Raw genomic sequence first — 22,025 nt, 5'->3', positions numbered from 1 at the left:
CATACAGGCTGGTCGGTCTGGCAATTGCAAGACTGACCAGCCATTTTTTTTATGTTAGCCACGAAGGCATCCGCCGTCGTCTCTAAGGGACTATGGCGGGACAGGCCAAGGCACGAAGTTAAAAGAAGATTATGATAAAAACTACGACAAAAAATGAGGGGTTTACTCTTGCTGAGGCGCTTATCGCCCTTGTTATTCTGACGATAGCGGCAGCGGGACTGATTCTTCCATTCGCATCTAGCGCCGCTGTTCAGCAGCAGGGCTGCAATGAGACAATTGCCGCCAAACTGGCGGCCGACCTTGCCGAACAAATTATCAACACGAGCTTCAGCCAGATAGTTCCCACTTACGGCAGCTATTCAGAATCCAAAGGGCAGGTAAAAAACGCATCAGGCGTTGTTTTCACCGACTCTATTTACGCTAATTTCAGCAGAGGAGCCGTTTGCGAATATGTGTATATGCCACAGCAGACCAATATCGGAACGCCGACTTTTATCAGGATAACCGTCAGTGTCTATTATGACGGCCTTAAACTTGTCGAAGTTGTGAGACTGAAAAGCAAAGGGCAATGAAAAGAACGAATAAATACAGAGGTTTTACGCTTGCCGAACTGCTTATGGCGGTATGGGTGACGAGTATAATCCTTGCCGCTGTGGCGACATTGTCTTTCGCGCTTGGTTCAGCAAACACTTCTTCTGATAATACTTCAGACCTCTACAGCAGAATACGTTATACGACTGTGCGCGTATCGGAGATTTTAAGGAGCAGTAAGCTGATATGCGCAACCTTCGGCAGCAGTGCAGCAATATGGCGGGCGGACGACAACGGCGACAACCAGATAAATCCGGGCGAAATAATCTATCTTGAAACTGTTAACGGTAATTTAAATCTGGTTAGTTTTCAGCCGCCTGCGGCCTTGGTCGGAATAACGGGGTCGCTTACAGATATATCAAACGGTCAGGCCAGGACATGGCTTGGAGCAGCCTGCCAGGTAAATACTGTTACCCTGGTTAATAATTGCAATAATGTTTCTTTTACGACGGACCAGGCGCCGCCGTTTTCGAAACAGCTCAATATCTTTTTCAGCGTCAATCAGAACGGCATCGCCCGGAATTATCAGATAAGCGGCAAGCTTCGATGTTACGCCGATTATCTGCTCGACAGCAGCGGCCTGATTGATTCTGCAGATGACGATAACTGATGAAATACGAAAAAAGACAAACCCGCAGCAAAGGAATTGCTCTTTTAATTATCCTCGTACTCGTGGCGACAATAGCCATTGTGGGACTTGGTTTCATAGTCCGCGGGGATACGGAACTGCTTTGCGGACAGAATATGGAGCTCAAGGCCGATATGGATTATCTTGCCGAGTCCGGTCTCGAACAGGCCAAAGGACTTATTATGTATCCGCACGACCTTGCGGATGAATATTTTACAGGAGCATCGGCCCAGCAATTAGTCAGCGGGAATGATTATTACGATGTAAGCGTAACGAAACTTTCGGAACTTAACTGGCAGATAACATCGTCGGCGTACAGGCGAGTCGGCGGTGTCAATGCCGCTCAAAGCAGCTTTACCGCCAATATGAGGCTCGACCCCGATGTGGGATTCTGGTCGGGGGCTGCTGTTATGCTTTATCAGGGTATGAATATAGCAGGCGATGCCTACTGCAACGGCGCCGTCAAAAATAACGGCGTATTGAACGGCGATTGTTTCGCGGATTCGCTTTCGGGCAACGCGATAACCGGTCAGATAAAAGCTAAAACCGCTTTGCAGCTCAATAAACCTGATATTACCTGCAATTTGCTTACCTCGAACTTTTCAACACAAACGATAATCGCAAATAATCTAAATAATATAACTTTAGGCAGCCCATATCAGGTTTTTTATAAAAACGGCGATTTGGCTATCTTAAGTAATGTTACCATCAACGGCTGTCTTGCGGTAAACGGCAATTTGACAATTACCGGCACAACAAACGTTATTACTGCCGCGAAAAATACTCCGGCCATTTACATAAGCGGCAACCTTATAATAAAAGAAGGAGCTTCGATTACAGCTACCGGCCTGGTTTCCGCTGACGGACGAATTGAAACGCCGATTTATAATACATCCGCAAGCATAACAGGCGTACTTTTTACAGATGATGGAATCAGATATATTATTTCTGATTATTCAGGTTCCGGCTACGATGGTATTGTAAACGGCGATTGTACATGGGTGGACGGCATTTTGAACGGTGCGGTTAATTTTGATGGCGATGGCGATTTTGTAGATATAGGAAATCCATCGGAACTTAATATTAATAAGAAAATCAGTGTTATGGCATATATAAAAGTAAACGCCTTTGACCGCAGTTATCAGGCGATAGTTACCAAGGGCAATTCGAGCTGGCGATTGCAAAGGTACGCAAATACGAACTATATAGAATTTACCTGTTCAGGTACTTACGGCGGCTCTATTCACAGCAGTATAAGCGTCAATGATGGTTTATGGCATCATGTCGCCGGTGTTCGTGATGACAGCAGGATTCGGCTTTATATCGATGGGGTATTAGATACGTGGCAATTCACCGCTGGTGAGTTCAATACAAATTCATATCCGGTATATATAGGCGAAAATTCCGAGCAGACGGGAAGATATTTTAACGGCGCCATTGATAGTGTACGTATTTATAAGAGAGCACTGTCAGCGTCTGATGTTTGGAATGTTGTTTACGGTATTGGTTCGACAAGCGAGATCGTTGGTTTTTGGTATATGAACGGCGGGAATTGCAGCACGACAGTAACTGCCGCTCCGGTAAAGGCGGCGGTCTATCATTGGCCCGGCGGCGTGAAGGACAGATGGTCACCCGCGGCAGGAGCATTTTACAAAACGATAACGAGAAATCCGTAAAATCCTGTTTTGTTATCGGGCATTCCGAATAAACATTTCAGAATCGGTTCTTAATTACACAACATCGAAGAATTCCATATCAAAAAAATCTCACTGCGGCCTTTAATGACTTTGCAGAGTCTAACGGTTTTGCCCCGTAAACAGGCCGCCAGGCACCCTGCAGACGCTATGGTAAAAGATTTTTTTTGCCGCCGCGAGGACCGATAATAAATTCTGAAAATACATTCCTGCGATAAAAAACCGCCATTAAGGCAGTTAAGCTGAAGTTCTCATAAGACGAAAAATATAATGTGTTAATGCGGATTTTCTGCATTTAGAGATTGAAATATGGGAAAAAACCATAGAAACGCTTTAACGGCATTTACCCCGTTAGAGAAAGCTGCTGATTTTAGTCAACGGTCATTACCGTATGACTTAAATCCGCTATTATCACAGATTTTTATAAAAAGAAAATCTCTAACGGGGTTTACGCTGTTAGAGGTGATTATTGTGTTGATGATAGTCGGCATCGTCGCGGCGATAGCAGTACCGATGTATGTCTCTGCCGCTTCGGTGCAGTTAAGAACGGCGGCCGATATGGTCGCATCTGACCTTGAGTATGCGAAAAGTATGGCGATAAGTACAGGTAAAACTCATTCTGTTGTTTTCGATACCGTGGCGGAAAGCTATTGCATTAAGGATTCCGCCGGGCAGGTGATAGCTCATCCTGTTCGTATCGGGACTAATTACGTTATAAATTTTGCCGGCGACAACAGGCTTAACAAGGTTGATATTGCAATAACTAATTTCGCCCCGTCGAACACGGTTAAGTTCGATAACATCGGGGCGCCTTTTGACGGTTCGGGCAACAGCATGGTTGACGGTTTTGTGCAATTGCGCTGCGAGGGCAATATGATGAAAGTGAAAATTGCACCGGTAACGGGATATGTAAGTATTGAATAGCGGATTAAAAATATGCTTGATTTTCTAAAAACAAAAACAAGTCCGATAGGACTGGACATCGGCAGGAATTCGATAAAGATGCTGCAACTGCATTCCGAGGGCGGCAAGATAATCGTTACCGCAGCCGACGAGGCGCATATAGCCCCTGAAAACTCGGATGACAGTCAGGAAAGGACCGAAGCCGTGATTGCGGCAATCAGCGATATCCTGGCCAGGAACCGATTCCAGAAAAGGGAAGTTATTTCCTGCCTGCCGAGTTCGGATTTAATTATCAAAAGTCTCAGGCTGGATAGCTGCAACGAGGATGAAATCGAAAAATCACTCAAGGCGGGTATGATTGAACGTTCGGGCCTTAAAGCGGAAACTCACGAGATAAGATTTATTTCCGCCGGAAGTATCCGGCAGGGCGAAGAAGTTAAAAACGAAGTTATTCTGTTTGCCGTCGATAAGGAGGCTCTCAGTAACCATATCGATATGCTTGAAAAAGCCGGCGTAACTCCTGTAGCGATTGATACAGTACCGTCGGCACTATTCAGGAGCCTGCAGCGGTCGCTTCGCAGAACCGCCGACCAGGAAAAGGCAAATGTTTTTGTAGATATAGGGGCAAGCTGCACCACCGTCATTATCGGCAGGGCAGGCGAAATCATTTTCGCAAAACAGATAAATATTGCCGGCGAGCAGATAAACGGTCAGATTGCTTCCAGACTCGGTATCGGTATCGAAGAGGCGATACACCTGAGAAGCAAACTCAGAGATGAAGCCGAATCGCAGGAGATAGAGCCTGCCACAAGACAGGTTGTTATAGACAGTATGTATTCGGTTATCGATGAGCTTGCCAAGGAAATATCGCTTTGCTTCAGATATTACGCGGTGACGTTCAGAGGACAGCGGCCGAGCCAGATTGTTTTCGCCGGCGGCGAAGCTTATGAAGAAACTCTTATAAACGCCATTAAACGTCATTTGGGAGTGGAAATAGAAATTACCGAACCTTTAAGAGGATTCGATGTTTCGAATGTTCAGTTTCCTGCGGATAAAAGAGCGATGCTGTGTGAGTGGGCCGTGGCCGCAGGTTTGTGTCTTAAGGGTTTGCATTTGACAGATAAACAGAGGGCGTATGAAAGAAATTGATTTTCTACCGGACTGGTATCGACAGGGACGCATGCAGCAAAGGAAGCACCGCGAGTTCTATATCGCGCTGGGCCTGATTGTGTTTATTATGTTTGTCTGGAGCGCGTTCGCCAACGGCAGGGTCGCGATAGTCAAGGCCAGAAACGCTACGCTGCAAAACGCAAGGCTTATACAGGCCCGTTCGGAAGAAGAATATGCTGTGGCCGAAACGGAATATCAGCAGTTAAAGTTGAAATCCGATGTTCTTAAGTCGGTCGGGTCCAGAGTTGTCGTTTCGAATATACTTGCGGAACTTACAAATTTGCTCGACGGGAAGGTTGTTCTGAAAAAAATCGAGATAAAAGCGGAGCCTTTCGAATATCAGGACAAGCAGACGGGCATAACAGCCGTCGCGGCGGGGCAGAGTTCGCCTTTCGAAAAAACTGAAAGATTTAAAATTGCTGTTAATGGTTTCGCCCCTGACGCGACAGAGGTCGCCGAAATTATTAACAGGCTCGAACAGTCGGATTATTTCTTTCAGATTGTGCCGGGTTATTCGAGAAATGTAACAGTCGGAGAGTATCAGGCAAGCGAATTTGAAATAAGCTGCTATCTTGCGAATTACAAACGGAATTAAAGGGTTATGCAGGTAATAAAAAATAAACAATTTGTTATGTCGATTGCGGTAGTGACACTGGCGGTGGCTTTTGTGTTCCTGCAGTATCTGCCCCTGAGCAAAAAAGCCAAAAGTCTGAGTACCGCCAACGCGCAGCTTATAGCGGATAACACTGCTATCAACGCACGTGTCGATGTATTGCCGCAGCTATATGTGCAGATTGAAGAAATGAAACAGCAGATAGGAAATTTCGACGCGAAAATACCGCTCGGAAGGTCGCACGGCACATTTCTGCAGAAGCTTGCCGAGGTAATGCAGCAGCATGGTCTGACGGAACTTGTTATTCAGCCGGGCAGTGAAATCGAGACTCCAAGCCTGTCAGGCATACCCGTTAATATCCGATGCAGCGGAAAACTGGTACAGATTTTCAGGTTTTTCAAGGCGATGGAATCCTTCGAAAGAGTTGTCCGCGTCTCGGAAGTTTCGCTGGCTAACGACAATAAACTCGATGGTATTCTGATAATGAACGCAAAGGTGGAAATGTTCTACAGGACACAATAAATGAAACCGCCGGTACATAAAAATATTGACAGACAAAAGTCGGCGACAGCCAGAAATACGGCTCAGCGTAAAAAGCTGATTGTGGCCCTGCTGCTGATGGCTGTTATGGCTGTGATGTGGATAAGGGTTTTTGCGGGCAAAAATAAACCTGCCTCGGCATCGGCGGCTGTTTCGAGTGTTGTCAATCCGCTTTTGCCGCAGGCGCAGAGCCAGAAAATGGAATATATAGAATTGCCGTATATACCTCAAAGACATGATATTATCGCAAACGATTTCTTTACGACCAAAAACTTCAAAAAGTTTAAAAGACAGGACCAGTACACAACGAATAACCGGCAGGTCAATCTGGCAGAGACAATGGATGAAAAATTCGATACTCCTGCCGCTGCAGCCGCCGCAAGTCTGCGGCTTATTGCGATTGTTAACGATAAAAAACCGCAGGCGTTTATTGAAAACAGACTTTTCGAAAAGGGGCAGAGCTTCAGATTTAAATTTGACGGCCAGGTTTACCGTTTCAGGGTTACCAAGATTCTGGCCGACAGAGTCGAACTCGATTGTAACGGAATAATTATTACCAAGAAAATTCCTCAGCCTTTTTAAGGACTGAATAGTAAAGGAAGAGAATATGAAACGGAAAAAAATAAAAGTAAAAAGAAAAATGAAGATAGACCGCGGAAATCTGATATTCCTGTGCGTAATCGCATTGACCGCTTCGGTTGCAATCGTAATCGCTCAGACAGAACCGAACGATTTGCCTGCCGAAGATGAATCTGTACTGCTCGACCAGCAGGATAGCGGTCTTGTATTCGCAGATGAAATACAGCATTCAGAGCCGGGCGAAACATTCAACAATCAGACGGTTCAGTCTATTAATTTCAGGCAGGATATGTCGGTAAGAGACGCGTTGCGGTTCCTCGCCGCCAAGTACAGGAAAAACATAATCCCGTCGGCGAAAGTCAACGGCAGCCTTAACGTTACCAATCTTTACGAGGTCACTTTCGAAGAGGCATTGGGCGCCGTACTCGGAAGAGATTACCGCTACGAAATCGGCGACAACTTTATTAAGGTTTATGCCGCCGATGAATACAACCAAATGATTAACGATAATTCCCGAATGACCAGCAGAGTTTTTATCCTGAACTATGTCAACGCCGCTGAAATAAAGGCGCTGATAACGCCGGTACTCAGCGAAGCGGGCAAGGTCGGCACGACAAGCGCCGCCAGTACTGATACCGAAGCCGGCAAAGGCGGCGATTCGATGAGTATGAAGGATTCGGTTGTCGTTTACGATTTTCCCGAAAGACTCGACCAGATTGGAGCGATGATTAAGGAAGTGGACGTAAAGCCGCAGCAGATAATGATTGAAGTTACGATTCTAAAGGCGACGCTTACCGAGACAACGCAGTTCGGCATCAACTGGAATACTATAGGCGGCGTTACCGTAACCCAGGCAACCAATGGCATAACGGTCGGATTTGCAAGCGCCCCGGCAGATATACCCACTGGAACCGGCCTCAATGTCGGTTTTACCAATGACAATCTCGTATCATATATTACCGCCCTTGAGGGCATTACCGATGCGACGGTTCTTGCCAATCCGAAAATTATGTCTCTTAACAAGCAGGCCGGCCATATAAATATCGGCAATGAAACCGGCTATACCGAGAGCACAACGCAAAGCGGAACCAGTACGACATCGTCAATAAAATTCCTTGAAAGCGGTACGCTTTTGAAATTCAGGCCCTTCATCTGCGACAATGGATATGTCCGTATGGAGATTAATCCGGAAGAGAGCACCGCCTCTACCACAACTTCCGATGACGGCAGTATTGTTATACCGTCAAAGACCATTACGCAGGTTAAGACCAATATAATGGTAAAGGACGGCAAGACTATAATTATCGGGGGCCTGTTCAAGGAAGACCTTACCAGTGCCGATTCGCAGGTGCCTGTTGTGGGCGATGTGCCTGTGCTCGGGTCGCTTTTCAAAAAGACCAAGGATACGAACATTCGTTCGGAACTTATTATATTGATAACACCGCATATTATCAATGACCCTGAAGAACTTGCGGCCGCATCGGAAGAAAAAGCAAAAGATGTCAGCCGGCTCGTTGAAGGTTCGAGAAAGAGAATCAGCTCAATCGCGAGAGAACGTATTTACGAAGAAAACTACGCAAAAGCCGTCAGGTATTATTCCGAAAAGAATTACGACAAGGCTCTTGCCGAGCTGAACTGGATTATAGGATTCAGGCCTGATGTTCTTGAGGCCGTCCAGTTGAAGGAAAAAATTCTCGCGGAAACCAAACCGGATGAATACGAAACGCTCGAAAGAATTATGCTCGATAATATCCGTAAAGAGCAGGATGTTATGTGGAAACGGAGATAAGGAGCAGTTATGGCCGGCATAAGAAAAATTAAGATAACAATTATTGCTTTGAGCCTTGTTGTTTTGACAGGCTGCCAGGGCAGTCATCTGCAGAAGAAACAGGAGATGCAGTCGAAATGGCAGAAAAGCAGTTCTGAAATCAGACTTTCCGCGGCAGAGGCGCAAATCGAATCCGGCCAATACGCCCAGGCCGAGGCCGCCGTAAGAAAAAGCCTTGATATGGGATTGAACCTGCCGCAGGCAAACCTGCTGATGGGCAAGATTGAACTTGCCAGGAGCAATTTCGAACAGGCGAAACGCTATTTACAGAACTATGTGCGTTTAGATGAAAAGGACGACAACGGCTGGTTTTTGCTCGGGCTTTCCTGTGAACGTCTCGGCGACGATTTGTCAGCGATGAAATGGTATAAAAAGGCATTTGAAATCTCGCCGAACAATACCGATTACATACTTGCCGTCGGCCGAATATATATGGCGGACGGGAATTTCGAGCAGGCTGAATCTTTTTATTTGGAGAAGATGGCGTCAAATCCTGCCGATACTGAATTAAAAGTTGCTGCCGCGCAGATGTATCTTGCGCAGGACAAAAAAGACAGGGCTTTGCAGCTTTATGAGCAGGCTTCAATGCTAAGGCCGCAGAGCGGCGATCTGCTTGAAGCGCTTGGCTCGTGTTATATTATGACAAAACAATGGGACAAAGCGTTTAATGTCCAGCATAAATTATATTCACGCTGCGTTTTGCGTGAAGAAAAAACAAGGTATCTGAAAACTATGGCGATTACAGCGATGAATGCCGGCAATTACAGTAACGCGGTGAAATATTATTCATCACTTACCTCTCAGGATAGAAATAACGCCGGGCTTTGGCTTTCGACGGGACAGGCCGCTCTCGGCGCCGGTTTACTGCGTCAGGCGATTACCTGCAGTCAGAAAGTTCTCGAACTTTCGCCTGAGACGAAAGAGGCCTGGCTTTTAAGCGGCTCGGCAAATTACAAAAACGGTAATTTCCTCCAGGCGGCCGCCGATTTTCAAAAAGCCGCCGACGTTTCTCAGTACGCTAATTTTGCCTGGCTGATGACCGGCCGATGCTATGAAAAGCTCGGCAGGGCTCAACAGGCACAAACTGCTTATAAAAAAGCCGAACAATTTGAAGCCGACAGCGAACTTGGACAGCTTCTTGCCAGCGCGAATGGAAAGGGTTAATAGTGTTTAATAAAAATTACATCTTCCTTGCGGTACTTGCATTTGTGATATTGATTTTTATTGTCGCAATGCCCCTTGGCGGTACGAATAAGTACGAGACAATAGCCTGCCTGGCGGGTATTGGTACTGCCGGATGGCTTGGCTGGAAACTTTTTGTTCAGACGAAAACATTCATTGCTCAAATTGCCAACCTGCAGAACGACCACAAAAGTCATCGCGAAAAGACTTCGCAGAGCACAAAGGACGTCAAGGACCTCAGGCTGCAGCTTCAGCTTTTGAAAAGACAGAAACGAAACACCGAAGCCATTATTTACAGTATTTCAGATGCCGTTATCGTTACCGATGCCAGCGACAGATTGATTATGGCCAACGAGCCGGCGGGAAATCTCTTCGATTTCGATGCCAAGCTGGCCGTGCTGAAACCGCTCGAAGAACTCGTCCATAACAAGGAACTGATAAAACTTATCGAAAACAGCAGGAACAGCAGGACAAGGCATGTAAAACACGAACTGCAGTTCGATTCCGGAGAAAATACCGAGACCTATGATTGTATTATCTCGTGCATTTACGACGATGACGACCATGTCTGCGGAGTCGTATCGGTTCTGCATGACATCACGCGCGAAAAGGAAATATCGCAGATGAAGAACGATTTCGTCAGTCATGTCTCGCACGAGCTTAAAACGCCGCTTGCCTCAATCACCGCTTATTCCGAAATGCTTGTTGACGGCGAGGCGAATGATGAAAAAACGAGAAAGGAATTTTATTCGATTATACAGAATCAGGCGCAGAGGCTTAACCGTCTCATCGAAGACATTTTGAATATATCCAGAATCGAATCGGGACTTATCAAGGTAAACAAGGAAACGCTCAGTACCGCCCTGATAGTGAGGGACGCGGTGCAGATGATTAAGAGCTACGCTGCTGAAAAGAAGATAACTGTCGAAGACCAGACGGCAATAGTATTCGACCAGGTCGTCGCCGACAAGGATATGATTTCACAGGTCGTGATAAACCTTTTGAGCAATGCGGTTAAATATACGCCTAACGGCGGTAAAGTGACCGTTAACAGTGAAGTTGATGAAGCCGAACAGGTTGTCAGGGTGGCCATAGCGGATACAGGCGTCGGTATTCCAGCCGACGAATTGCCTCACGTCTTTGAAAAATTCTACCGGGTAAAGGCCAATAATAAATGCGCGAAGGGCACAGGATTGGGCCTGAATCTCGTAAAGCAGATTATCGAAAAAATCCATGGCGGACAGATATTTGTTACAAGCGAAGTTGGAAAAGGAAGCTGCTTCAGTTTTGAATTGCCGCTCGCATCAGCGACAAAATCGGCAAAACCGGCAAAAGCGGCTGCGAAATAATTTTTGAAGGGTGACTAAAATGGAAAACAAAAAAGTACTTGTTGCTGACGATGAAATTCACATTGTACAGGTGGTTGCGATGAAGTTCCGGAATAACGGCTTCGAAGTCGTAACGGCCGATAACGGTACGGACGCTTACAGCCTTTGCTGTGAGGAAAAACCGGATATTGTTATTACAGATTACCAAATGCCGGGCATGACAGGAATCGAATTGATTGAAAAGATGCGGCAGAACCCCGAACTTGTGGATATTCCGGTGATAATGCTCACGGCAAGAGGCTTTGCTATAGAAGACGACCAGAAGGAAAAACTTCACGTCGCAGAATGTCTCAGCAAACCTTTCAGTCCGAAAGAGCTTTTAGCTCATGTAGAGAACGTATTAGCGAATTCGACGGTAAAATAGAAAATAGGGTCAGGCTCCAATGTTGAAAACAGCGAAAAATCGTCTAAGTTCCGGTCAGTTGAAACAGGTTAAGGATTTTGGCAGAGATATGGCGGATCTCGGTGTCAATTTTCTTGTTTACGATACCGATCTGAACATAATTATCCAGTTCAACGGTGAAAAATTTATCAGCGACTATGAAGCCGCCGCTGCCTGCGCCAAACAGGTGTGCGAATCGGAAGCGCCCGCGATATACAGATTCGGTAAATCCGGGCAGATAGTCGCTTCTGACATAACAATCAACGAAATGACCGCGGCAGTTATAGTTATTGACTGCGGTACGGATTCGCCGCTGCTGCAGGAGTCGATTGCCTATGTTGAGCAAATACTCAAAATGTTCCTCAAAACTCTTCAGAATGAACTTAGAAGCTCGCAGCAGATGGAATTAATCAGCAATGAGCTTGCGCAGACTTATGAGGAACTTATGCTGCTTTACAAGATGAGCACCAATATGAAGGTCAGCCAGTCCGACTCGAATTATCTCCAGATGGCCTGCGACAGTCTTATTGAGCTTGTCAATGTAGAGGGAATCGCGATATTTCTCGAAAAGAAAATTAACAATTCCAAAAAACTTGTCCTTACCGCAGGTACGGGGCTTATCGCGCTGGACCATAAAAATGGAAATATGCACGAAGTGCTTTTTGAAAGACTTCTTTCCGAACTTCAGACTGGTTCGGACGCTTTGCTCGACAGCGAAGTTGACGCTCCTTTCAAATACGACTGGTTCGGCAGGGTCAGAAACATCATCGCCGTTCCGCTGCACAGTAATGACAAGACTATCGGCATGATGGTTGCCACGAATCGTCTCGACAAAGCCGATTTTGACAGCATAGATGTAAAACTATTCAACTCCGTAGCGACCGAATGTGCCGTTTTTATCGAAAACCAGAGCCTCTTCAGGGACCTGAAGGAATTATTTATCGGTTCGCTGAAAGCTCTTACTAATAGTATCGATGCCAAAGACCAGTACACAAGGGGACATTCGGAACGGGTCGCGTTCATATCAAAGTGGATTGCCGAACAATATGCCCAGACCGAAAATATGTCCGCAGATGACATACAAAAAATTTATCTTGCGGGTCTGCTGCACGATATCGGCAAAATCGGCATATCCGAAGCGGTACTGAGAAAGCCGGGCAAACTTACCGATGAAGAGTACGACCAGATAAAAACTCATCCGGCCATAAGCGCAGGCATCCTTTCTGAAATCCGTCAGATGGCCGATATCGTTCCGGGCGTTCTGTGTCATCATGAAAGATATGACGGCAGAGGATATCCCAAGGGCGTCAAGGGCGATGATATTCCTGTCGCAGGGAAAATCGTTATGATTGCCGATACCTTCGATGCCATGACTTCGAAAAGAACTTACAGGGATGCCTTGAGCATCGAAACCGCGATAGAGGAAATCAGAAGAGGATTAGGCACGCAATTCGACCCGAAAATCGGTTCGTTATTTATAAACAGTGACGTTGAGAAACTGTGGGCGATTATGCAGAACGGCGGAACAGACGATTTGGATTCCGAAAGTTTCAACGATTACGGCACTGTCGCGGTGGGAGCGCTTTTAAGATGAAAATAAAACAGCAGGATTATAATGATGTTACCGTCGTGGAACTCCACGGCGAATTTGTAGATGAGTACTGCAAACTTTTGCAGGACACGATTACAGAGCTTATCAGGCGGCAAAGAACGGGAATAGTGCTTGATATGGCCCAGGTTACGGTTATCGACAGCAAGGGACTCGAACAATTGCTTTGGATAAGGGATTACTGCCACGAAAATAAGAGCCAGCTTAAGATTGCCGGCCTTGAAGATAATATCAAAAAGATTCTCGAAGTTACCCGGCTCGACAGCAAGCTGGACCAGTATCGTGAACTCAGTGAAGCGGTTAAAAGTTTTACATAACGGTTAAAGAAAAGATATGAAAACCAATACGGCAAATAAATTACAGCTCGGCGAGATATTGCAGGCCAGGGGAATTGTAACTGCCGAGCAGATTGAACAGGCCCTTTCACAGCAGAACAGCAACGGCCATCAGAAACTGATGGGCGAACTGCTGATAGAAAAAGGTTTATGCACAGAGAACGACATAGCTTCCGCTCTTGCCGATACCTATGGCGTGCCGTATGCGCAGATAAGCCCGAAAATATGCGACCCCAATATTATCGAGATTCTGCCGAGAGATTTTCTCGAGGAACATTGCGTCCTGCCGCTGTTCAAGGTTTACGATACCCTGACGGTAGCCGTAAGTGAACCGACGAATGTTTTTCTGCTCGATGAAATCGAACGGCTCAGCGGCTGCAATGTGCAGGTTGTCTGCGCGACCGCCAAGGACATACTGGCGACTCTGCAGGCTTATATGCCCGCTTCGAATGTTTTTGTCATCGATGATATCATTGACGAAACCGGGCTCGATGATTTTACGCTGATTGAGAATATTTCCGAGGACATAACCAATCTTCAGGAAGTAGCGGGGCAGTCGCCCGTTGTGAAACTTGTCAATTACCTTGTTTATAACGCTGTTACTGAAAACGCCAGCGATATTCATATTGAGCCGGACAATAAAAAACTGCGGGTCAGGTATCGCGTTGACGGAAAATTGTATGAAAAAATCCGTCCGCCGTTCCAGATGCTCTCGGCCATCGTTTCGCGTATAAAAATAATGGCTGAACTTGACATCGCCCAGCGAAGAACGCCGCAGGACGGCGGAATCCATGTAATGGTTGACGGGCGGCCGATTGATTTGAGAGTCTCGGTTATGCCAGGCAGCTTCGGCGAAAAAGTCGTTATAAGAATTATCGACGCCAAGCGAATGCTTTTCAATCTCGAAACTCTTGGTTTCAGCTATGAGAACCTTAAGCTGCTGAAGGAAAAAATACGTTCGCCCAACGGCGTAGTGCTTGTTACAGGCCCGACCGGTTCTGGAAAAAATACGACTCTCTACGCGATGCTTGCAGAACTTAATAATGACGAAGTTAATATATGCACGGTCGAAGACCCTGTTGAAGCTAATATTTCAGGGATAAATCAGTTTGGAGTTAATGATGCCGCCGGTTTTACTTTTGCCTCGGCGCTTAGAAGTCTGCTTCGCCAGGACCCGGATATCGTAATGATAGGCGAAATTCGAGATGATGAAACTGCCAACATTGCTGTTCAGGCCGCTCTTACCGGCCATCTGGTTTTTTCGACATTGCATACCAACGATGCTCCCGGCGCGGTAACGAGACTTATCGACCTCGGAGTCGCTCCATACCTGATTGGCGCCTCTCTTGTCGGCGTACTGGCACAGAGACTCGTCAGGAAAGTTTGTTCCAACTGCAGGGAGGAATACGAACCGGCCTCGTCAATCAGAAAAATGGTCGAGAAACAAATTAACTCGACGGCAAAATTCTTCCACGGCGTAGGCTGCAAAAAATGCAGAAACACAGGCTATATCGGCAGAATTGCCGTGCACGAATTGTTTATACCGAATCAGGAAGTGCAGGACCTTATCACGGCAAACGCCACCCTCAAAAAAATAAGAGAAGCCGCGGTAAGAGGCGGAATGATTCCTCTGCGGCTTGACGGCCTGCAAAAAGTCAAAGCCGGCATAACTTCCATCGACGAGATTTTGAGGGTAACGACCTCGGAGGATATGAGCAATGACGGCACTGCTTGATTTATTGCTTCCCGCCAAATCGGCCAATGTCGCTTCGATTTCGAATGTGAAACAGGCTGACCTGCTTCATTTCACAAGTCAGTTATCGGTAATGCTCTCCAGCGGCGTTGTTATCAGCGATGCCGTCGAAGCGATTGCCGAACAAACAAAACCGGGACCGTTACAGGATGTGCTTTTCGGCATATCGGACAGATTACAGAGCGGTGAAAGTTTTTCCTCTGCGCTGTCGGCCTTTCCGAAGGTCTTTAATACGATGTTCATAGGCACTGTCGAGGCGTCCGAAGCATCGGGCAGAATGCCGGAAATGCTCGAAGTGGTGCAAAAGTATATTGAAGGGGAGGTCGAGACGAAAAAACAAATCAAAGGCGCGATGATTTACCCGGTGATTATGATGGTAATGGCGGTTATCGCGACCGTAACGCTGCTGTTTTTCGTTTTGCCGAAGTTTACGAAAATTTACGAATCCCGCGGACAGGCACTGCCTAAACTTACGCAGATGCTCGTAAGTTTCAGTAATGCTGTAAGAGATTTCAAGTCCGCCAGTCTGATACTTGCTGTGCTTGTTATGGCGGCAGGTGGAATTTATTATGCCGTTACTACTCCGTGGGGCAAAAGAATCATCGACTGGTGCAAAATACACACGCCGGTTCTCGGAATAATGTTTACCGATACCATAATGACACGAAGTATGAGAATTATGGCTACGATGCTCAATACCGGTGTTACTTTGTTCGAGGCCCTGCAGATTGTGAAAGATTCCGCTGATAACCAGTATTTCAGCCAGTTCTGGCGGGAGACAAGCGACAAGGTCGAATCCGGCTTCCAGCTTTCAGAGGCTATGAAGGCCTCGGTCAACAGCGAATTGATTTCGCCGTCAATTATCCAGATGATAAAGGCCGGCGAAAGGGGCGGCAATCTCGGCTATGTCTGTGAAAAAGTGAGTGATTTCTATGACAAAAAGCTGAAGGTTTCAATCAAAAACGTAACCAGTATGATTGAGCCTTTGATGATTGTCGTGATGGGATGCATTATTGGTACTATTGCCATTGCCCTTTTACTGCCTATATTCAAAATTTCTTCGGTAATGGGGCATTAAAACAGTTAACTTGTGTCAGCATAACGACATACGAACAAAACAGCCATCCATCTCCAAAATTGCCGATATAATCTTTCGCAAAACTATTGCATTAAAGAATTTAGCTGTTATAATCGCCAAATCCATCAGACTTAGAGTTTGGGATAAATAAATATAGATTTCGAAAGGTAATAATTAAAGATGTTGACGAAGGAAAAAAAAGGTAACGTTATTAAGGAATTCAGAGCTTCGGAAAAGGACACTGGTTCATCGGAAGTCCAGATAGCAATTCTTACCACAAGGATTAACGAACTTACTGATCACTTCAAGGCCCACCCAAAGGACCATTCATCAAGGAGAGGTTTGCTGAAAATGGTCGGCAACAGGTCCGCACTGCTTAAGTACATCAGTAAAAAAGACATTAAGAAGTACAAAGAGATTATTACTCGTCTCGGGCTCCGCAAATAAACTATCCGGTCCGTAAGTCTTTTTATGGTTTCGGGTATTTTTAACCTATTTATATTGTTTAGCTGAAGTATTCCTACTTCATGAGGTAATTATGGCAGATGTATTGAGAGTAGAAAAGCAGATTGGTGAAAAGAAATTAATTTTAGAAACGGGTAAAATAGCGAAACAGGCAGATGGTGCAGTTGTTGTTACTTATGGTGAAACAATGGTTCTGGCGACGGTTGTCTCTGCGGCGCCGACGAGAGAACTCGATTATTTCCCGCTGAGTGTTGAGTATCGCGAAAAATTAAGCGCCGCCGGTAAATTCCCGGGCGGCTTTATGAAAAGAGAAGGCAGGCCGAGCACAAAAGAAGTCCTGACTTCGAGAATGATTGACAGACCTCTGCGGCCGCTTTTCCCCGATGGTTATTTTGACGAGGTTCAGATTGTTGTCAACGTAATCAGCGCAGACCCGGAAAATGACCCTGATGTTCTTGCGATGGTTGGTGCCAGTGCCGCTCTTGCGATAAGCACGGTACCGTTCAACGGCCCGGTAGGGGCGGTAAGATTAAGCAGGGTTGACGGTCAATTCCTTATCAATCCGACTTATGAAAAACGCGAACTGAGCGATTTCAATCTCATCCTGACTGGCGGCCCCGATGCGATAAATATGATTGAAGTCGATGCCAAACAGATTCCTGAAGACGTTGCGGCACAGGCGATTAAAGTTGCCCAGCAGTCGATAAAAGATACTTGCGATTTGATTGAAGAACTGGTCGCGAAATGCGGCAAAGAAAAACAGGTTCCAGTCCTCGAATGGGACCAGGTCCTTGCAGATGAAATAAGCGGAAAATATTCCGATAATATGAGAAAAGCTTTCGCGATTAAATTGAAAAGCGAAAGAAACAATACCCTCAGGGATATTGCAAAGGAAATCAGGGAATTGTACTGTCCGGCAGAAAAGCCGGAGGATGCCCGCTGCTCGGCACGTCTGCTTGGCAGAATTATCGACAGCGTCCAGAGAACGATTGTAAGAGAGATGATACTTAAAGGTGAGAGACCTGACGGACGCTCTTTTACCGATATAAGGCCGATAGCATGCGAAGTAGGTTTGCTGCCGCGTGCTCACGGTTCGGCCCTTTTCACAAGAGGCGAAACGCAGTCCCTTGTTGCGGTAACTCTCGGAACAAGCGGTGACGAACAGATTGTCGATGGTCTTATGGCAGAGTACGGCCAGAAGTTTATGCTGCATTATAACTTCCCGCCTTACAGTGTCGGCGAAGTCAAGCCGATGCGAGGACCGGGCCGCCGTGAAATAGGTCACGGTGCACTGGCAGAAAAAGCACTCGAACAGGTCAGACCGAAAATCGACGATTTTGCTTATACGATTAAAATTGTTTCCGATATTACCGAATCTAACGGCTCAAGTTCCATGGCCACAGTTTGCGGCGGAACTCTGGCGCTTATGGATGCAGGCGTTCCTCTTCTCGAACCTGTCGCGGGAATATCGATAGGTCTGGTAAAAGAGAAGGATAAACATGTCCTGCTTACCGATATAATCGGCGATGAGGACCATTTCGGCGATATGGATTTCAAGGTTGCCGGCACAAAGAACGGCATTACAGCAATTCAGCTCGATATAAAAGCGGAATCGCTGTCGTATGATATCGTGGTCGAATCGCTCGAAATGGCGAAACAGGCCCGTACTAAACTGCTTGCGATTATGGCGCAGACTATCGATAAGCCCAGAGAGAATTTAAGCGTATATGCTCCGAAACTTACGAGCATTGAAATCGACCCGGAATTTATCGGCAAGTTAATCGGCCCGGGCGGCAAAAACATAAAGGCCCTTCAGGAAAAGACAGGCACAAAGATAGAAATCGAAGAAGACGGTACAGTTTTCATAAGCTGTGTTGGCGGCGACGGACATCTCGAGGCAAAGAGACTTATCCAGGCTATGACAGAACCGCCGACAGTCGGACGTATCTATCCGAATTCGAAAGTTGTTTCCATTAAGGACTTCGGAGCGTTTGTCGAGATTATCCCCGGCGTCGAAGGCCTTTGCCATATAAGCGAACTGGCCGACGGTTACGTCAAAAATGTCGATAGTATTCTTAAAATCGGCGACGAAATACCGGTCAAGCTGCTTTTCATCGATGACCAGGGCAGGTTCAAGCTTTCTCGAAAAGCCGCTCTTGCTGAAATGAAAGTCGCTGCCGAAGCAAAGCCGAAAGAATAATTTACGGCCGGCACTGCAATTTTATCCGTCCGCTCATCTCGGACAGCGGACGGTTCTGAATTATATGTTGCACAATCGCAGAAAAAACGATCAGCAGCCGAAACTATCGGAGCTTGAGGAGCTTAGCCGTCTTACGGGCGGCCTGGCTCACGAAATAAAGAATCCGCTTTCGATTATCAAGGTCAATCTCAAATTGATAAGCGAGGAACTTAACTCCAAAGACGCAAACCCCGCAAGAGCCGCAAGGAAAATCGCTGTTGTTCAGAAGGAAACCGACCGGCTGGAGAAAATTCTCGAGGATTTTCTGCGATATATCAAAAAAACCGAATTGCATCCTGTCCCTGTCGATATCAATCGGCTCGTAACGGATATGACGGATTTTTATTCGCCCCAGGCCGTCAGCCGTGCGATTACTCTCAGGACCTCTCTTTGCGACGAACCTTTGATTTGCAAAGCCGACGCCGATTCGTTAAAACAGGTTCTGCTTAATCTTTTTATAAACGCTCAGCAGGCAATGCCCGACGGCGGTGAACTGATGATAAGAACCCAGAAAAACTGCTCGAATGCGGTAATCATCGTAAGCGATACCGGCAAAGGGATTGAGCCTGAAAATACGGATAAAATTTTCGATGCTTATTATTCGACAAAATCCGGCGGCAGCGGCTTGGGTCTTTCGACCTCAAGGAAAATTATCAAAGCCCATCACGGCTCGATAAAGGTTGACAGCGTGCCGCAAAAAGGTACTTCATTTACTATCCAGTTGCCGATTGAAGAAAAAATAGTATAACGTAATGAAAAAGACGCAGATTTACACTGTTTATAAAAAAATATATTTACTCTGTGGCTATTATGTCTGATAAACCTGTAATACTGATTATTGATGACGAAGCTGGACATGCTGATGTCCTGGCCGAGGCCCTTTCGCAGACCGGCGGCGAAACGATAGCCGTCTATGACGCCAAAAATGCCATCGAGCTTCTCAGTACAAAACATATCGATGTTGTCATAACCGATTTGAACCTTAACGATAACAAAATCAACGGCCTCGATATTCTAAGAACCGCCAAAGAACAGAACCCTGCCAGCGATGTTATTCTTATCACGGCCTATGCCACGATAGACACCTGCAAAGAGGCTATGCGATGCGGCGCGTTCGATTATCTTGTCAAGCCTATCGACATCGACCAGCTTCGCGCGATGACGGAAAGGGCACTCAAAAAGTTTTTGGCCGCTTCCGCTGCCGCAAGAGGCAGAGATAATTTCAAATTCGATGGCGTAATCGGCGAAAGCCCCGCGATGCAGTCGGTAATCGCCGTTCTAAAACGTGTCGCGCCGACAAATATAACCGTTCTGATAGAGGGCCAGTCCGGTACAGGCAAGGAACTGCTCGCCCAGGCCATTCACGAAAATTCTCTGCGCAGAAATAATGCATTTAAGCCGCTGAACTGCGCAGGCCTTACAGAATCGCTGCTCGAAAGCGAACTTTTCGGTCATTCCAAAGGCTCTTTTACAGGAGCTACAGAGGCACGAAAGGGACTTTTTGAAATCGCAGACAAAGGCACGCTCTTCCTCGATGAAATCGGCGATATGCCGCTTACGATGCAGGCCAAACTCTTAAGGGTTCTCGAAGACGGCGTCGTAGTACCCGTAGGCTCGAACAAATCCACCGTCGTTAACGTCCGTGTTATCAGCGCTACCAATCACGACCTTGCCAAACTTGTCGAACAGGATAAATTCAGACAGGACCTTTATTTCAGAATCAAGGGCGTCAGCGTAACCGTTCCGGCCCTTAAGGACAGACCCGAAGATATTCCCCGGCTTGTCGATTATTTTTTAACTCAGGCCGCCGACGAATTGGGAACGCCGAAAAAAGATGTTTCCGACAGCGTATTGAAAATTCTAAAATCTTACAGTTGGCCCGGCAATATCCGCCAGTTGAAAAACTGCATCAGGACGATGGCCGTTATGACCGATTCGGAAACTCTCGATATGAAGGATATCCCCGCCGAGATTCATCAGGTAAGACAGTTATCCGGACAGGTAACCGCTGGCGTTTCGCTCAACGACCTTGAGCGGCAGGCCATTATTGATACGCTTACGAAGGTGGATAATAATCGTGAAAAGGCCGCCAAACTGCTTGGCATTGGCGAACGAACCCTTTATCGTAAAATTAAAGAATACGATATTCAGTTTTAATCATCCTAAAGCCCCCAACTTTATGTTGGGGGTTCGTCATCCCTGATTGTCGCCCATATCATTCACAACGCAACAGAGCCCAAGCGATAGCGCAGGGAGAATTTATTTAGCCCGCCGTTTCACGGCGGGTTCGTTTAGCCTTGTCATTCCCGCGAAAGAATGTCACCCCAGCGCAGACGCAGGCGGGAATCCATTGTATTTAGCCTGCCGGCCTGTCCTGAACACAGTTGAAGGATTCACGGCAGGTTTTTCTTTTTGGTTAGCCCTGCCAACACCTTGGCAGGGTTCGCTTACCCCGTTAGATGCGTAAATTAGCTTCTTGAAGATACTTTAGCTGTCTAACTGAGGTGTTTTCCTATGAGACTTATCTCATCGGGATCCGCCTCCGGCGGACTTAAATTAAAACCTCACAAAATAAAATTCCTGCATTCTCCCAAGAGGTTGATTGACGTTCGTCAATTGCACATTTTAAGGGGTAAATTAAATGGATCAGATGTTTTTCTTTCCGAACTCAACCAATTTTATTTGTTTAAATAAATCCATATAATCTGCGGTTACTTGTGGCATAGCTATCTGCGATTAAAAAATTCTCTTTTTCTTTTCAAACTTTACCCGCCTATGGAGGGCAGGCGGGTCAACGAAAAAATTCATCCGTCTCTGGCGGTTCCACATTCAGAGTTCGACGTTCAGTGTTCAATGTTGGAAGTTAGAATTTAAATCTTCATTCTTCATTCTTAACTCTTTAAAACCCCCGCTAACAAAAACTTTAAGTATCTATACTCGTATACAGTATATCGTCGGGAGATGGCTTACGCCACTGCATACAAGCATAGTGAATAAATACTAAAAAATCCGTGAAATCTGCGTAATCAGTGATAAAAAAAGTTTTGT

At 46.2% G+C, this 22,025-nt stretch carries 20 protein-coding genes; all 20 read left to right on the top strand.

Going from position 1 to position 22,025, the window contains the following annotated elements:
• Window positions 1-131: 131 nt before the first annotated feature.
• The 20 genes from WC496_09300 (at window position 132) to WC496_09205 (ending at window position 21,134) form a co-directional block, all read left to right on the top strand.
• Entirely contained in the window at window positions 132-572 is a 441-nt protein-coding gene (locus WC496_09300) for a prepilin-type N-terminal cleavage/methylation domain-containing protein (protein MFA5293215.1), read from the top strand.
• Window positions 569-1,201 (top strand): prepilin-type N-terminal cleavage/methylation domain-containing protein, encoded by a 633-nt coding sequence (locus WC496_09295; protein MFA5293214.1) that lies wholly within the window; start codon window positions 569-571, stop codon window positions 1,199-1,201. The genes WC496_09300 and WC496_09295 overlap by 4 nt, the downstream gene beginning before the upstream one ends.
• Entirely contained in the window at window positions 1,201-2,895 is a 1,695-nt protein-coding gene (locus WC496_09290) for a LamG domain-containing protein (protein MFA5293213.1), read from the top strand. The genes WC496_09295 and WC496_09290 overlap by 1 nt, the downstream gene beginning before the upstream one ends.
• 327 nt (window positions 2,896-3,222) lie before the next feature.
• Window positions 3,223-3,837, top strand: coding sequence for a prepilin-type N-terminal cleavage/methylation domain-containing protein (locus tag WC496_09285; GenBank protein MFA5293212.1), 615 nt, complete (start codon window positions 3,223-3,225; stop codon window positions 3,835-3,837).
• A gap of 12 nt (window positions 3,838-3,849) precedes the next feature.
• Complete coding sequence (gene pilM, locus WC496_09280; GenBank protein ID MFA5293211.1) at window positions 3,850-4,965, top strand: type IV pilus assembly protein PilM; 1,116 nt, start codon at window positions 3,850-3,852, stop codon at window positions 4,963-4,965.
• Window positions 4,952-5,581: a PilN domain-containing protein gene (locus tag WC496_09275; GenBank protein MFA5293210.1), complete on the top strand. Its 630-nt coding sequence runs from the start codon at window positions 4,952-4,954 to the stop codon at window positions 5,579-5,581. The genes pilM and WC496_09275 overlap by 14 nt, the downstream gene beginning before the upstream one ends.
• A 6-nt stretch (window positions 5,582-5,587) precedes the next feature.
• Window positions 5,588-6,121 carry a type 4a pilus biogenesis protein PilO gene (pilO, locus tag WC496_09270; GenBank protein MFA5293209.1) on the top strand — a complete coding sequence of 178 codons (534 nt, stop codon included), beginning with the start codon at window positions 5,588-5,590 and terminating at the stop codon, window positions 6,119-6,121.
• Window positions 6,122-6,721, top strand: coding sequence for a hypothetical protein (locus tag WC496_09265; protein MFA5293208.1), 600 nt, complete (start codon window positions 6,122-6,124; stop codon window positions 6,719-6,721).
• 25 nt (window positions 6,722-6,746) lie between these two features.
• Window positions 6,747-8,507 (top strand): hypothetical protein, encoded by a 1,761-nt coding sequence (locus WC496_09260; GenBank protein ID MFA5293207.1) that lies wholly within the window; start codon window positions 6,747-6,749, stop codon window positions 8,505-8,507.
• Window positions 8,508-8,516: 9 nt separating this feature from the next.
• Window positions 8,517-9,710, top strand: coding sequence for a tetratricopeptide repeat protein (locus tag WC496_09255; GenBank protein ID MFA5293206.1), 1,194 nt, complete (start codon window positions 8,517-8,519; stop codon window positions 9,708-9,710).
• Window positions 9,711-9,712: 2 nt separating this feature from the next.
• Complete coding sequence (locus WC496_09250; protein MFA5293205.1) at window positions 9,713-11,077, top strand: ATP-binding protein; 1,365 nt, start codon at window positions 9,713-9,715, stop codon at window positions 11,075-11,077.
• Between the two features lie 19 nt (window positions 11,078-11,096).
• Window positions 11,097-11,480: a response regulator gene (locus tag WC496_09245; protein MFA5293204.1), complete on the top strand. Its 384-nt coding sequence runs from the start codon at window positions 11,097-11,099 to the stop codon at window positions 11,478-11,480.
• A gap of 19 nt (window positions 11,481-11,499) precedes the next feature.
• A complete protein-coding gene (locus WC496_09240) occupies window positions 11,500-13,092 on the top strand; it encodes an HD domain-containing phosphohydrolase (GenBank protein ID MFA5293203.1) in 1,593 nt (530 codons plus the stop codon).
• Complete coding sequence (locus WC496_09235; GenBank protein ID MFA5293202.1) at window positions 13,089-13,424, top strand: STAS domain-containing protein; 336 nt, start codon at window positions 13,089-13,091, stop codon at window positions 13,422-13,424. Before WC496_09240 ends, WC496_09235 begins: the two co-directional genes overlap by 4 nt.
• A gap of 16 nt (window positions 13,425-13,440) precedes the next feature.
• Window positions 13,441-15,177 carry an ATPase, T2SS/T4P/T4SS family gene (locus tag WC496_09230; protein ID MFA5293201.1) on the top strand — a complete coding sequence of 579 codons (1,737 nt, stop codon included), beginning with the start codon at window positions 13,441-13,443 and terminating at the stop codon, window positions 15,175-15,177.
• Window positions 15,161-16,273, top strand: coding sequence for a type II secretion system F family protein (locus WC496_09225; protein MFA5293200.1), 1,113 nt, complete (start codon window positions 15,161-15,163; stop codon window positions 16,271-16,273). The genes WC496_09230 and WC496_09225 overlap by 17 nt, the downstream gene beginning before the upstream one ends.
• A 180-nt stretch (window positions 16,274-16,453) precedes the next feature.
• Entirely contained in the window at window positions 16,454-16,720 is a 267-nt protein-coding gene (gene rpsO / locus WC496_09220; GenBank protein ID MFA5293199.1) for a 30S ribosomal protein S15, read from the top strand.
• A gap of 91 nt (window positions 16,721-16,811) precedes the next feature.
• Window positions 16,812-18,938, top strand: a complete 2,127-nt coding sequence (pnp, locus tag WC496_09215) for a polyribonucleotide nucleotidyltransferase (protein ID MFA5293198.1) — start codon at window positions 16,812-16,814, stop codon at window positions 18,936-18,938.
• Between the two features lie 64 nt (window positions 18,939-19,002).
• Window positions 19,003-19,725 carry an ATP-binding protein gene (locus WC496_09210; protein ID MFA5293197.1) on the top strand — a complete coding sequence of 241 codons (723 nt, stop codon included), beginning with the start codon at window positions 19,003-19,005 and terminating at the stop codon, window positions 19,723-19,725.
• A 62-nt stretch (window positions 19,726-19,787) separates the two neighbouring features.
• Window positions 19,788-21,134: a sigma-54 dependent transcriptional regulator gene (locus WC496_09205; GenBank protein MFA5293196.1), complete on the top strand. Its 1,347-nt coding sequence runs from the start codon at window positions 19,788-19,790 to the stop codon at window positions 21,132-21,134.
• Window positions 21,135-22,025 lie beyond the last annotated feature (891 nt).

It is taken from the genome of Phycisphaerae bacterium, from assembly GCA_041652575.1.
Classification (GTDB): Bacteria; Planctomycetota; Phycisphaerae; order Sedimentisphaerales; family UBA12454; genus UBA12454.
The sequence above is the reverse complement of the archived record's forward strand: the minus strand, read 5'-3'. Positions and strand labels throughout refer to the sequence as shown.